Source organism: Kitasatospora sp. NPDC057518 (assembly GCF_042802075.1).
Classification (GTDB): Bacteria; Actinomycetota; Actinomycetes; order Streptomycetales; family Streptomycetaceae; genus Kitasatospora.
In genome coordinates, this window is sequence record NZ_JBHVEU010000025.1 from 23,241 (window position 1) to 36,764 (window position 13,524).

General features: G+C 73.1%; 12 protein-coding genes, 1 tRNA gene and 1 riboswitch. Of the genes, 7 read left to right on the forward strand and 6 right to left on the reverse strand.

Going from position 1 to position 13,524, the window contains the following annotated elements; translation table 11 throughout:
* Positions 1–7 precede the first annotated feature (7 nt).
* The 3 genes from ACFU7Z_RS04665 to ACFU7Z_RS04675 form a co-directional block, all read right to left on the reverse strand.
* A complete protein-coding gene (locus ACFU7Z_RS04665; RefSeq protein WP_074003487.1) occupies positions 8–1,507 on the reverse strand; it encodes a CoA-acylating methylmalonate-semialdehyde dehydrogenase in 1,500 nt (499 codons plus the stop codon).
* Between the two features lie 209 nt (positions 1,508–1,716).
* Positions 1,717–1,908, reverse strand: a riboswitch (cobalamin riboswitch).
* 126 nt (positions 1,909–2,034) lie between these two features.
* Positions 2,035–3,078: an alcohol dehydrogenase catalytic domain-containing protein gene (locus tag ACFU7Z_RS04670; RefSeq protein WP_380776038.1), complete on the reverse strand. Its 1,044-nt coding sequence runs from the start codon at positions 3,076–3,078 to the stop codon at positions 2,035–2,037.
* 120 nt (positions 3,079–3,198) lie between these two features.
* Positions 3,199–3,269 (reverse strand) — tRNA-Cys (locus ACFU7Z_RS04675).
* A gap of 206 nt (positions 3,270–3,475) precedes the next feature.
* Here ACFU7Z_RS04675 and ACFU7Z_RS04680 point away from each other — a divergent pair.
* Positions 3,476–4,288 (forward strand): hypothetical protein, encoded by an 813-nt coding sequence (locus tag ACFU7Z_RS04680; protein WP_380776041.1) that lies wholly within the window; start codon positions 3,476–3,478, stop codon positions 4,286–4,288.
* Positions 4,289–4,295: 7 nt separating this feature from the next.
* On the opposite strand, the gene ACFU7Z_RS04685 is transcribed toward ACFU7Z_RS04680, so the two are convergent.
* The 3 genes from ACFU7Z_RS04685 to ACFU7Z_RS04695 form a co-directional block, all read right to left on the reverse strand.
* Positions 4,296–4,955, reverse strand: a complete 660-nt coding sequence (locus ACFU7Z_RS04685; protein ID WP_380776043.1) for a polysaccharide deacetylase family protein — start codon at positions 4,953–4,955, stop codon at positions 4,296–4,298.
* 261 nt (positions 4,956–5,216) lie between these two features.
* Entirely contained in the window at positions 5,217–5,489 is a 273-nt protein-coding gene (locus tag ACFU7Z_RS04690; RefSeq protein ID WP_380776046.1) for a hypothetical protein, read from the reverse strand.
* Positions 5,486–6,640 (reverse strand): inorganic phosphate transporter, encoded by a 1,155-nt coding sequence (locus tag ACFU7Z_RS04695; protein WP_241852963.1) that lies wholly within the window; start codon positions 6,638–6,640, stop codon positions 5,486–5,488. The genes ACFU7Z_RS04690 and ACFU7Z_RS04695 overlap by 4 nt, the downstream gene beginning before the upstream one ends.
* Positions 6,641–7,011: 371 nt before the next feature.
* On the opposite strand from ACFU7Z_RS04695, the gene ACFU7Z_RS04700 reads away from it, so the two are divergent.
* The 6 genes from ACFU7Z_RS04700 (at position 7,012) to ACFU7Z_RS04725 (ending at position 13,517) form a co-directional block, all read left to right on the forward strand.
* A complete protein-coding gene (locus ACFU7Z_RS04700) occupies positions 7,012–8,103 on the forward strand; it encodes a fatty acid desaturase family protein (RefSeq protein ID WP_380776049.1) in 1,092 nt (363 codons plus the stop codon).
* 62 nt (positions 8,104–8,165) lie between these two features.
* Complete coding sequence (locus tag ACFU7Z_RS04705) at positions 8,166–9,341, forward strand: glycosyltransferase family 1 protein (protein ID WP_074003805.1); 1,176 nt, start codon at positions 8,166–8,168, stop codon at positions 9,339–9,341.
* A gap of 20 nt (positions 9,342–9,361) precedes the next feature.
* A complete protein-coding gene (locus tag ACFU7Z_RS04710) occupies positions 9,362–10,228 on the forward strand; it encodes an alpha/beta fold hydrolase (protein WP_380776052.1) in 867 nt (288 codons plus the stop codon).
* Between the two features lie 274 nt (positions 10,229–10,502).
* Entirely contained in the window at positions 10,503–11,795 is a 1,293-nt protein-coding gene (locus ACFU7Z_RS04715) for an extracellular solute-binding protein (RefSeq protein WP_380776055.1), read from the forward strand.
* On the forward strand, positions 11,785–12,696 hold the full coding sequence (locus ACFU7Z_RS04720) for a carbohydrate ABC transporter permease (protein WP_049653367.1): 912 nt from the start codon (positions 11,785–11,787) through the stop codon (positions 12,694–12,696). Before ACFU7Z_RS04715 ends, ACFU7Z_RS04720 begins: the two co-directional genes overlap by 11 nt.
* Positions 12,693–13,517: a carbohydrate ABC transporter permease gene (locus tag ACFU7Z_RS04725; protein WP_053112138.1), complete on the forward strand. Its 825-nt coding sequence runs from the start codon at positions 12,693–12,695 to the stop codon at positions 13,515–13,517. The genes ACFU7Z_RS04720 and ACFU7Z_RS04725 overlap by 4 nt, the downstream gene beginning before the upstream one ends.
* The last annotated feature ends 7 nt before the right edge of the window (positions 13,518–13,524 follow it).

Sequence of the window (13,524 nt, forward strand, 5' to 3'; positions counted from 1 at the left end):
GCGCGCCTCAGCCCATCGTCGGGATGGTGAAGCTCGCGCCCTCCTTGGCCCCGGAGGGCCAGCGCGAGGTGACGGTGCGGGTGCGGGTGTAGAAGCGGATCGAGTCCGGCCCGTGCTGGTTGAGGTCGCCGAACGCGGAGCGCTTCCAGCCGCCGAAGGTGTGGTAGGCGATCGGCACCGGGATCGGCACGTTGACCCCGACCATGCCGGTGTTCACCCGCCGGGCGAAGTCCCGGGCGGTGTCGCCGTCCCGGGTGTAGATGGCCACTCCGTTGCCGAACTCGTGCTCGCTGGGCAGCCGCAGCGCCTCCTCGTAGTCGGCGGCACGCACCACGGTGAGCACCGGCCCGAAGATCTCCTCCCGGTAGATCCGCATGCCGGGCGTGACCCGATCGAACAGCGAGGCGCCGAGGAAGTAGCCGTCCTCGTGCCCGGCCAGCCGGAAGTCCCGTCCGTCGACGACGAGTTCGGCGCCCTCCTCGACCCCGAGGTCCAGGTAGCCGCGCACCCGCGCCAGCGCGTCGGCGCCGACCAGCGGGCCGAAGTCCGCCGCCGGGTCGTCCGACCGCCCGACCTTGAGCGCGCCGATCCGCTCGACCAGCTTCGCCACCAGGGCGTCCGCCGTCGCCTCCCCCACCGGGACGGCCACCGAGATCGCCATGCAGCGCTCCCCGGCCGAGCCGTACCCGGCGCCGATCAGCGCGTCCGCCGCCTGGTCGAGGTCGGCGTCCGGCATCACGATCAGGTGGTTCTTGGCCCCGCCGAAGCACTGCGCCCGCTTCCCGTGCGCGGCGGCGGTGGCGTACACGTACTGGGCGACCGGCGTGGAGCCGACGAAGCCGAGCGCCTGGACGCGCGGGTCCTCCAGCAGGGTGTCCACGGCCTCCTTGTCACCGTTGACGACATTGAGCACGCCCGGCGGCAGCCCGGCCTCCAGGAACAGCTCGGCCAGCCGCAGCGGCACCGAGGGGTCGCGCTCCGAGGGCTTGAGCACGAAGGCGTTCCCACAGGCCAGCGCGGGCGCGGCCTTCCAGAGCGGGATCATCGCCGGGAAGTTGAACGGCGTGATGCCCGCGACCACGCCGAGCGGCTGGCGCATCGAGTACACGTCGATGCCCGTCCCGGCGTTGTCGCTGAACTCGCCCTTCAGCAGGTGCGGGATGCCGGCGGCGAACTCCACGACCTCCAGGCCGCGTTGGATGTCGCCGTGGGCGTCGGCCACGGTCTTGCCGTGCTCGGCGGAGAGCAGCCGGGCCAGCTCGTCCTTCTCCTGCTCGACGAGTTGGAGGAAGCGCAGCAGGACGCGGGCCCGCCGCTGCGGGTTCCAGGCGGCCCACGCGGGCTGGGCCTGCGCGGCGTCGGCGATCACCGCCTCGACCTCGGCGCGGCTCGCCAGGGGCACCCGGGCCTGCACCCGGCCGGTGTTGGGGTCGTACACGTCGCCGAAGCGGCCGGAGGTGCCGGCGGTGGGCTTGCCGGCGATGAAGTGGGTCAGTTCTCGGACCATCGGTTCCTTCTCTCGACAGGGGTGGGGAGAGGAGGAATGGAGGCCGCCGCCTGCTGGCGGGCGCACGGTGGTGCGCCCCTCGGCACGGGCGTACGGCGGTGTGACGGTACGTCAGGACGCGGGCGCCCCGGCGGTCGTCGGCACGGGACAGCCAGGCGCGGTGGAACGGGAGCAGCCCGGAGTCATGTGTGTCGTCTCCATCCTCGTGGAAAACACGAACCACCCGCGGCCGGTATCCTGACTCCCGGATCACCGCACGCCCTCAGGCCTTCCCGGCTGGCTGCCAGTGGCCGTCATCTGCGAGGACGGACTCCCCGGTCACAGTGGCGGGACCGTGCCGGACTCACACCGGCTTCCCTGACACCGCGGACCTGCCGTCGACCATATAGTTGGACGTCCTAGTAAGTCCAGGGGTACGCGCCCGCGCCGCGCCGCCGGAGGGCCGCTCACCCCCGTCCACCTGCCCGGACACGCCGGGAGCCGGCCCCGAGGGACCGGCTCCGAGGGCCGGCTCCGATGACCGCCGCTCAGCGGCCGGTGGTGACGACCATGCGGAAGCGGGCCCGGTTGGCGGCCATCTTCTCCACCGCCGCCGCGGTCCGCTCCAGCGGCACCTCCTCGACCCAGGCCCGCACCCCCGTCTGCGCCGCGAAGCGCAGCGTGTCCTGGGTGTCGACCGCGATGCCCGAGGAGTGCGCGTAGACCTTCCGGTCGCCCTGGATCAACTGCAGGGCGCTCAGCTGCAGCGGCTCCGCCGGGAGTCCGACCATGACGAGCTCGCCCCGACGGGTGATCCCGTCGATCGTCGCCACCACGGCGGGCGCGTTGGTGACGGTGGACAGGACCACCTTCGCACCTCCCAACTGCCGTAGGGCCTCGGCGACATCGCCCGCGGTGCTGTCGATGTAGTGGGCGGCGCCGAGCCGGAGCGCGAGCGGCCCCTTCTCCTCGCCGCGGGCGATGGCGACGGTGCGGAAGCCCATCTTCTCGGCGAACTGGACGCCCAGGTGGCCGAGTCCACCGATCCCCAGGATGGCGACGGTGTCCCCGGGCCGTGCGGCGGAGCGGCGCAGGGCGTTGAAGACCGTCACCCCCGCGCAGGCCAGTGGCGCCGCCTCGACCGCGGTGAGCTCGTCCGGGACCGCCGCCAGGGCCACGGCCGGGACGACGACGGAGTCGGCGAACCCGCCCGGATAGGCGACGCCGGGGATCTCGACCCGCGCGCAGTGCAGGCCGTCGCCCGCCCGGCACGCGTCGCAGTGCCCGCAGCTGCCGCCGTACCAGCCGACCGCGACCCGGTCGCCGACCCGCCAGCCCTCCACACCCTCGCCGAGGGCGTCGACGCGGCCGGCGATCTCGTGCCCCGGGGTGATCGGGAAGGTGCTGCCGGGCAGCAGGCCGCCGGCGATGAGCAGGTCGGAGTGGCAGACCCCGCACGCCTCCACGGTGATCCGCACGGCTCCCGGACCGGGTTCCCGCGAGGGGACCTCGACCAGCTCGGGGGCCGCACCCGGCCCCGCGACCTGGACGGCGCGCAGCGGGGCGGCCGAGCCGCTGGGAGAGGTGGACATGAGCGATCCCTTCGCCGGGTGATTGTTCCCCCGGAGCCCCAGGTGACCGCACCGCTCGTCCTGTTCCGGGCGCGTCTCCCGACAGGAACTCGAAAGCTCTCGAAAGAACTCGGAAGAAAAAGGTGGAGATAGGAATCGAACCCATCTGAACGGCCCTGCAAGCCGCCGCCTAGCCACTCGGCCACTCCACCCCGACAACGATGGAAACATTACACGCACATGAACACGGACCCTGACCAGAATTCCCCGGGAACGGCGATGTTTCACCCCATGGGACTCTTAGTGCGTCTAGTGTTATTTCTTTCGACATGGCGCCGGTAGGGTCCGACGAGCCAGCGCGTAAAAGACCGGGTGCGCTAGCCTGTGCCGATATCTCCGACCCGATGGGATTTCACTGATGGCCGTTGAGGAATCACGGTTCACCCATACCGCGGAGCCGCTCTGCGGAACCGCCGCGAACCGGTGCCAGTACAAGAACCTGCCCCTGCGCGACCTTCCCCCACTCGGCGTCGTGCGCCGCGCCAGGATCGCCCGCGAGGGCCTGCGCGAGCGCCGCGCCGACGTTCCGGCGCCCGGCCGGCCCTCCCGGTTCGCCGAGGGGGACTGGGTCCGGGTGAAGGACGAGGCCGCTGTGCGCGCCACCCTCGACGCCAAGGACCGCCACCGCGGCCTGTGGTTCACCGGCAGCCAGTGGTCGTTCTGCGGCGGCGTCTACCAGGTCGAGCGCATCGTGCGCCGCATGATCGACGACCACTACCGGGTGCGGCGCCTGTCGGGCACCGTCGCGCTGGCCGGCGCCACCTGCCACGGCGCCGACGGCGCCCAGGGCTGCGGGCTGGACTGCGCCCTGCTGTTCCGCGACGAATGGCTGGAGCCCGCGCCCGCGCCGGTCCCCGCCCCCCGTCCCGTCGCCCTGTGGGCGACCGTGCGCGGCCTCGCGGAGATCCGCGCGACCCTCGACCCCGACGGGCGCCTGCACGGCGTCCCCTTCCAGCCGGGGATGGAACACCACACCGGCACCCGTCACAGCGCCCTCGAACTGCGCCACCGGTCCCTCGCCTGGTGGCAACACCCCACCGGGGGGCGCTGGTTCATCCTCGACGGCCTGCGCTGCGGTGGCGAGCCGCTCGCCACCGGCTGCGACCGGCGGTGCGCCCTGCTCTGGCACGAGTCCTGGCTGCACCTGGAGCCGGCCGCCACCGCCCCCTGAGCGACCGTCAGCGCAACCAGCGGTCGCGCACCAACTTCGCGGTCAGGTGCAGCGGCCCGTCCCGGTCGCCGACGTAACATCGGGGAAGCGCGAACTCCCCGCCGTGGACACCGGGGCTGACCGCGCACCCGTACCCGTACCCGGTGTGCGCCACCGCCTCCACGGCGGCGCCGTCGAGCGAACCGTACGGGTAGCAGAACCCCTCGACCGACCGGCCCGTGAGGTCCTCCAGCACGTGGCGGCTGTCGGCGACCTGGGCCGCCAGATCCCGCGCCCCCAGGCCCGCCAGCCGCCGGTGCGTCAGCCCGTGCGAGCCGATCTCCACCCCCTCGGCGGCGGCCTCGCGGACCTGGGCCGCCGTCATCAGCGGCTTGCGCGGGCCCTGCTCGTCCCAGTCGTTGTACCCCCCGAGCCGGCCGGCCACCACGTAGACCGTCGCCGTGAAGTCGTACTCCGCCAGTGCGGGCAGGGCCTCCTCCACGAAGTCGCGGTATCCGTCGTCGAAGCTGAGCCCCACCTTTCCCGCGGCGGTTCCGTTCCGGTGGGAACGCATCAGCTCGCCCACCGACACCCCGCGCAGTCCGCGCGCGGACAGCCAGCGCAGCTGGCGGCGGAATCGCGCGGGGTCGACGGTGATCAGATAGGGATCCTCGGTCGCCGACGTCACCGAGTGGTACATCAACGTCCACGGGAGACGCGCCGCATCCAGGTCGGGCGCGCTTTCCGAACTATTGCGTGGTCGAACGAGTCGCATGTTCCGCTCCTGCCGTCCAGTGGCCCCGTCCGTTCAGGTGGCCCTCGGAGAAATTGCATTCTGGCAGCGTCGGGCCCGGCTTCCATTCGCGCCAGGCGACTCCGTACCATTTCACCCGGTTGCCGGAGCGGAATTCGGCGGGGCCCGCCCGGGCCGGGCCGGGGCGGCGGACGGTCAGCGGTGGTTGACGATGACGTAGATGCCCCAGCCGATCGCCGCGAGCACCAGCGCGAAGAGGAGTCCGGCCAGGGTGGAGCCGACCGGGCCGGCGGTGGGTCGGACGGCCGCCGCCTCGTCGGCCGGGCCGGACGCGGCGGACGGGTCCGACGGACCGGACGGGTTGAGCAGGCGCAGGCCGAGGGCGAACAGCGCGGGCAGGCCGGCACCGGTGACCAGGCCCACCACGACGATCTTCCACACCGCGTCCAGGTTGACCCAGGAGTTCACGACCTCACCTCGTCCTTGACGGGCTCCGGGGCCACCGAACCGGTCCAGGCGGCGTTGACGTTCTCCGGCGTCACGGCCGGGTAGCGGGAGGCGGCGAAGAAGGCGACCGACGCCAGCACCAGCACGGTGAAGATCACCGCCACCCCGGTCGTCCCGCCGATCCCGTTCGCGGTCCAGTAGGCCACCGCGCCGACCCCCGCCGCGGCCGGCAGGGTGAGCAGCCAGGCCGCCACCATCCGGCGGGCGAGCTGCCAGCGCACCACGGCACCGCTCCGCCCGATCCCCGAGCCCAGGATCGACCCGGTGGCCACGTGGGTGGTGGAGAGCGAGTAGCCGAAGTCGGTGGAGCAGAGGATCACCGCGGCCGAGGCCGACTCGGCGGCCATCCCCTGCGGCGGCTCGATCTCCACCAGCCCCTTGCCCAGCGCGCGGATCACCCGCCAGCCGCCGATGTAGGTGCCCAGGGCGATCGCCAGCGCGCAGGAGACGATCACCCAGTCCGGCGCCTTCGCCCCGGCCTGCAGGGTGCCGTTGGCGATCAGGGCCAGGGTGATGGCTCCCATGGTCTTCTGCGCGTCGTTGGTGCCGTGGGCGAGCGACACCATGGAGGCCGAGCCGATCTGGCCGAGCCGGAACCCGCGCCCGCGCGGGCCCTCGGGCACGTCCCGGGTGAGGCGGTAGACCAGGAGGGTGCCGACCACCGCCACCCCGCCGGCGATGAACGGCGACAGCGCCGCGGGCACGATCACCTTGGAGACCAGCCCCTGCCACTTGACGGCCCCGACCCCGGCCGCCGCCACCGTCGCCCCGACCACCCCGCCGATCAGCGCGTGCGAGGAGCTGGAGGGGATCCCGAGGAACCAGGTGGCCAGGTTCCACAGGATGCTGCCGGTCAGGCCGGCGCACACCACCGTCAGGGTCACCTCCCCACTGGCGACCAGGCCGTTGGCGATGGTCGCCGCCACGGCGGTCGACAGGAACGCGCCGACCAGGTTGAGCACCGCCGAGACGGCGACCGCGACGCGCGGCGGGAGGGCGCCGGTCACGATCGAGGTCGCCATCGCGTTGCCGGTGTCGTGGAAGCCGTTGGTGAAGTCGAAGCCCAGCGCCGTGACGACCATCAGCGCCAGGACCGCGTCGTTGCCGGTCACGGACCCGAACCTAGCCCGCGTACCGGGACACGCCCGGTTCGGCGACGACCCGGCGCGCCGCGCGGCGAAGGGCCGCCATCCGGTCGGATCAACAGACGGTCACGCCCCCTCGCCTGCCGGACGGACGGCTCCAGGAGCCCGATCGCGTCGACGGCCTCCCCACAATCCACTCCCCCGGCGGCGGACCGTACGGATTCCCGACCTCCGAACGGCGGGCCGTCAGCCCGTGGCCGCCGCCCGCCCGATCGGGTCGCATTCACCGGCAGCGCGGGACACCGACGGGTCGGGTACGGAAGGCTCAGGGCCTTCGAGCCCCAGGCACGCGGCGCGGGACACAGCCGGCCGGGGCGGCCCGAGACCGGATTGGTGGCATGACCGTTCAGGACATCCCGGACACCCCGAGCACCGGGACCGCCCGGCGCGGCGAGTTCGCCGAACTGTACCGGCGCGTGGCGCAGGCCGGTCTGCTGCGTCGGCGCCCGCTGTACTACGCGTGCCGGAGCGCGGCGCTTCTGGCCGCGCTGGCGGGGCTGCTGGCCGGGTTCACGGCGCTCGGCGCGAGCTGGTGGCAGCTCGGCCTGGCGCCGCTGTTCGCCCTCGTACTGGGCCAGTTGGCGCTGCTCGGCCATGACGTCGCGCACCGCGCGGTGTTCGCCGACCGCCGGACGACCGACCTGGTGGGCATCGTGCTGGGGAACCTGGTGGTCGGCATGAGCTACGGCTGGTGGGTCGACGACCACAACCGGCACCACGCCCACCCGAACCGCGAGGGCCAGGACCCGGCCGCCGACTCCCTCCTCTTCGCCCGGACCGCCCAACAGGCCGATCGGAGAAGGGGGTTGCGGCGGTTCGTGGCACGGAACCAGGCGGCACTGTTCTTCCCGCTGCTGTCCTTCCAGGCACTCGGCCTGCTCGTCGCCACCGGCCTGACCCTCACCCGCGGCACCGTCAGGCACCCGGCGCTGGAACGCACCCTCGCCGTACTGCACTACGCCGTCGCGGCGGCCCTGACCGTCCTCGTGCTCTCCCCGCTCCAGGCGCTCGCCTTCACGGCGCTGTTCGGGGCACTGTTCGGCGTCTACCTGGGCTGCATCTTCGCCCCCAACCACAAGGGCATGCCGATGACCGGCCCCGGCGCCGAGCGCACCGACTACCTCCGGCGGCAGGTGCTGCCCTCCCGCAACCTGCGGGCCGGCCGGTTCGTCCACTTCCTCTTCGGCGGCCTCGGCCTCCAGATCGAGCACCACCTCTTCCCGGCCATGCCGGTGGCGGCGCTGCGCCCGGCCTCGCGCATCGTGCGCGCCTACTGCGCGGAGATCGGCGTGCCGTACGCCGAGGCGGGTCTGACCGCCTGTTTCCGGGAGATCCTGCGGGACCTGCGCGCGGTCGGCCGGTCCGTCCCGGCCCGTCCGGAGGCCGCGGCCGCGGCGAAGCGCACGGCACCTGCGGAGGCCGCCCGGTGAGCGGGGTCCTGCCCGGGCCGGCGGCGCCCGCCGCGGCCGGCCCGGCCCCCGGTGGCGAGCGGCTGCGGGTGGTGATCGTCGCCGAGTCCTTCGCCCCGCAGGTCAACGGCGTGGCCCACAGCGTGCTCCGGACCGCCGAGCACCTCCTGGCCCGGGGGCACGTCCCGCTGGTGGTGGCCCCGGCGGCCCAGCGCCGCACGAGCGGGAACGCCAGCGGGAGCGGAAGCGGAAGCGAGCCGTACGAGTCGGCGTACGGCTACCGGGTGGTCCGCGTCCCGTCCGTCCCGCTGCCCGGCTACCCGGAGGTGCGGGTCGCCCTCCCCGGGCGCCGGGTGGCCGACGCCGTCGAGCAGCACCGCCCCCATGTGGTGCACCTGGCGGGCCCGTTCGCCCTCGGGGCGGCCGGAGCGGCGGCGGCCGGGCGCGCGGGCGTCCCCGTCGTCGCCGTCTACCAGACCGACCTCGCCGCGTACGCCCGGACCTACCTGCCCTTCGCCGGAGCCGCCGGGGCCCGGCTGGCCTGGCACCGGCTGCGGCTCATCCACACGGCGGCCGCGCGGACCCTGGCGCCGTCCCGGGCCTCGCTCGACGCCCTGACGGCCCACGGGGTCCCCCGGGTCCACCTGTGGCCGCGCGGCGTCGACTGCGTGCGCTTCCACCCCGGCCACCGGGACGAGGCCCTGCGCCGGCGCCTCGGCCGGCCCGGCGAGGTGCTGGTCGGCTACGTCGGGCGGCTGGCGCCGGAGAAGCAGGTCGAGCGGCTGGCCGAGGTGTCCCGGCTCCCGGGCGTACGGCTGGTGGTGGTCGGCGACGGCCCCAGCCGCGCCCGGCTGGGCGCCGCGCTGCCGGACGCGCTCTTCCTGGGCCGCCGCACCGGGCACGAACTCGCCCGGCTCTACGCCTCGTTCGACGTCTTCGCGCACACCGGACCGTTCGAGACCTTCGGCCAGACCCTCCAGGAGGCGATGGCCAGCGGCCTGCCCGTGATCGCCCCCGCCGTCGGCGGACCGCTCGACCTGGTCCAGCCCGGACGCACCGGCTTCCTCGTCCCGCCCGGCGCGGGCACCGGGTTCCGGGAGGCGGTGGAACGGCTCGCCCGGGACGCGGAGCTCCGCCGGGCGTTCGGCCGGGCGGGCCGGGCCGCGGTCGTGGAACGCAGCTGGGAGGCGGTCGGCGACCGGCTCGTCGACCACTACCGGCTCGCGCTGGCGGAGTCCTCCGCCGCGGGGCGCGGGTGAGACCGAGGAACGGACCCGTCATGCACCAGCCGCTCTCCACCGCCTACGTACCCGGCGCCCGCCCGGACGCCGACACCGCCGTGTTCCTGCACGGACTGGGCGGCTGGACCCACAACTGGGCCGCCCTGATCGAGCGCCTCCGGTCGTCGGTGCACTGCCTGGCCCTCGACCTCCCGGGCTTCGGCCGCTCCGCTCCCCCGCCCGACGGCCTCGTCACCGTCGGGCGCCAGGCCGCGGCCGTCGCCCGCCACCTCGTCCGCACCGGGCACCGCCGCGTCCACCTGGTCGGCAACTCGCTCGGCGGCCTGACCGCCCTCCACCTCGCCGCCCACCGCCCGGAGCTGGTCGCCACCCTGACCCTCGTCTCCCCGGTCCTGCCCGCCCTCCCATCGCCGCAGGCCCTGCGGATCTCCCTGCTGGGCCTGCCGGGCGCCGCCCGCCTGTACGCCCGGCTGCTGTCCACCCGGGGCCCCGACCGCCAGCTCGACGACCTCTACCGCCTGATCTACGCCGACCCGTCCCGCGTCAACGCCGAACAGCGGGCGACCGAAGTGCGCGAGCGCCTGCGCCGCGCCGAACTCCCGTACAACCGGAAGATGTTGGTGGAGGGCGTGCGCGCCGTCGTCCGGGCCCACCTCCGGCTGCCGGGCGAGCCCTCGCCCTGGCACCAGGCCCGCCGGGTCACCGCCCCCACCCTGCTCGTCTTCGGCCGCGAGGACCGCCTCGTCCCCTTCCGTACGGCGGCCCGGTCCTACACGGCCTTCCGGGACGCCCGGCTCCTCACCCTGCCCGGCGTCGGCCACGTCGCCATGCAGGAACACCCCGACGCCGTGGCCGCGGCCTTCCGCGCCCTGCTCCCGGAGGCCCGCCGCACGCCCGGCGGGTGAGCCTCGCTATTGGTCTACTCCAATCTGTCCTGAATACGTCGTCACAGCAGGCGCCGGTCTGCCGTTCACTGTTCCTCCCGGGCAGCCGGGCTCGCTGCCGCACCACCCGTCGACCTGGGAGGTGCGAATGCGAAGGGCCTCGCCCCATCCGAAAGTTGGGGTCTCCGCCGGGCCCGGAGTCGGACGTCTTCCGGCCGAATGTCCGCTCCCCCGCGACGCAAGCTGATCTGAGGGGTAGTCAAAAGGTCACCCCCACAGTGAACTTGGAGACCCCATGGCCATTCGCGCGTCCTGCCGCCCCCTGGTCCTCACCCTGCTCCTGTCCCTGGCCGCGGCCGGATGCGGCGGCTCCGGCTCGGGCAGCGGTTCCGGGGCCGGCGGCAAGCTGACGGTGTGGCTGGCCGTGGACGCCCAGGAGAACTGGCCACAACTGGTCCAGTCCACCAACGACCGCTTCGCCAAGGCCCACCCCGGGGTCCGGGTCGACGTCCAGTACCAGCAGTGGACGACGAAGAACCAGAAGCTGGACGCCGTCCTCGCCGGGAAGAACGTGCCCGACGTGGTGGAGATGGGCAACAGCGAGACCACCAACTACATCGTCAACGGCGCCTTCGCCACCCTCGACCCGGCCCGCTTCGACCAGTCGGACGCCTGGCTGCCGGCGCTCGCCGACGCCTGCCGCGACAACGGCAAGGTCTACTGCGTGCCCTACTACGTCGGGGCCCGGGTCGGTGTCTACCGCACCGACTACTTCACCCAGGCCGGTGTGCCGGGCGCCCCGAAGACGTACCCCGAACTCCTCTCCGCGTTCGACCGACTGAAGAGCACCTTCGGCACCCAGGACCCGAACTTCTCCGCCCTCTACATGCCCGGCCGCTACTGGTACGCGGCCATGGCCTTCCTGAAGGACGCGGGCGGCGAGATCGCGGTGAAGGACGGCAACCGCTGGAAGGCCTCGCTGTCCTCGCCCAACTCCGTCGCCGGGCTCACCGAGTGGAAGCGGCTGATCGACGCCTACTACGTCGGCGACCGCGCCAAGGACAACGGCGACCAGCCGGCCGTCGTCGGCCAGGGCCGCGTGGGCGTCTTCTACGGCAACACCTGGGAGGCCGGCGCCGCCGCCGACGAGCGCTCCGGCGGGGACCCGAAGCTGAAGGACAAGTTCGCCACCTTCCCCTTCCCCGGCCCGTCCGGCAAACTCCTGCCGCCCTTCCTCGGCGGCTCCACCCTGGCCGTGCCGGCCAAGTCGACGCGCAAGGACCTGGCCGCCGACTGGATCAGGCTGTTCACCGACCGGGAGTCCCAGAAGACGCTGATCGCCGCGAACACCCTGCCCAACAACACCACCCAGCTGACCGAGGTCGCCGCCGGCGGCATCAACGGCCCCGCCGCCCAGGCCGCGGCGACCGGGGGCTGGATGACCCCGTTCGCGCCCGGCTGGACGTCGGTGGAGAAGTCCAACGTCCTGCCCGAGATGCTGGAGCGGATCGCCAACGGCAAGGTGTCGGTGCAGGACGCCGCGCGGGACGCGGACCGGCGGATCGACGAAGTGATCAATGAGCGCTGACCGGGTCCGGCGGCGGCGTCCGCTGCTGCCGTACCTGCTGATCGGCCCGACCGTCCTCGCGCTCGTCCTGGTGCTCGGCTACCCGCTCGTGGACATGGTCGTCCTCTCCTTCCAGGACATGACCCGCGAGCAGCTGTTCGGTGGCACCTCGCCGCCGTGGGCCGGGCTGGACCAGTTCCGCAGGATCCTCGGGGACGGGTTCTTCTGGACGGTGGTCGCCCGCACGGTGCTCTTCACCGCGGTGTGCGTCGCCCTCACCGTGCTCTGCGGGCTGTTCACCGCCCGGCTGATGCACCGGGTCTCCCCGTGGGTGCGCGCCGTCATCGCCGGGGTGCTGGTCACCGTGTGGGCCATGCCCGTCATGGTCGCCTCGTCGGTCTTCCGCTGGCTCTTCGACGCCGACTACGGCGTGGTGAACTGGCTGCTCTCGAACCTGCCCGGGGTCGACCTGGCCCGCCACAACTGGTTCACCAACCCCTGGCAGGGGTTCACCGTCATCGTCGCCGTCGTGGTGTGGGGCTCGCTGCCGTTCGCCGCGATCACCCTGCGGGCCGCGCTGGCCCAGGTCCCGCCCGAACTGGAGGAGTCCGCGGTCCTCGACGGGGCCCGGCCCCTCCAGGTCTTCCGGCACGTCACCCTGCCGGTGATCAGACCGGTCCTCGTCATGGTGACCACGCTGTCGGCCATCTGGGACTTCGGCGTCTTCAACCAGATCTGGCTCATGCGCGGCGGCCAGCCCGAGCGGGAGTACTACCTGCTGGGCGTCTACTCCTTCATCGAGTCCTTCGCCGTGAACCGCTACAGCACCGGGGCCGCGATCGCGCTCGTGACCGTCGTCCTGCTGCTCGCCGGATCGGTCGTCCACCTGCGTCAGATGCTCAGGACGGGAGAGATCGAATGAGGCGACGGCGGTCGCTGGGCCACGACCTGCTCGGACTGCTCGTCGCCGCGGTGATCGGCTTCCCCGTCTACTGGATGGTGCTCACCGCGTTCCGGCCGGCCACCGAGATCCTGAGCCTGCCACCGAAGTTCTGGCCGGGCCGCCCCACGCTCGACAACTTCGCCCGGGCGCTGGGCACCGAGACCTTCTGGGCCAACGTCCGCTCCAGCGTCGTCATCGGCATCGGCACCGTCCTGGTGTCGCTGGTCGTCGGCGCGCTCGCCGCCTTCGCCCTCGCCCGCTTCCGCTTCGCGGGCCGCAAGGCCTTCGTCGTGGTGATCCTCATCGTCCAGATGGTCCCGCTGACGGCCCTGATCATCCCGGTCTACCTGCTGCTGAACGACGTCGGGATGACCGACAGCCTCACCGGCGTGGTCCTCACCTACCTGGTGTTCACACTGCCGTTCACGGTCTGGATGCTGCGCGGCTTCATCGCCGGGGTCCCCGTGGAACTCGAGGAGGCGGCCATGGTCGACGGCTGCGGCCGGCTCGGCGCGTTCCGCCGGGTGGTGCTCCCGCTGCTCGCACCCGGCATCGTCGCCACCTCCGTCTTCGCCCTCGTCCAGGCGTGGAACGAGTACGTCCTCGTCTACATCCTGCTGTCGACTCCGGAGAAGCAGACCGTCAGCATCTGGCTGGTCTCCTTCCAGACCAGCTTCGGGACCGACTACGGCGGTCTCATGGCCGGTGCCACCCTGACCGCCCTGCCCGTCGTGGTCTTCTTCCTCCTCGTCCAGCGCAGGATCGCCTCCGGCCTCGCCGTCGGCGCGGTCAAGGGCTGAGCCCCTG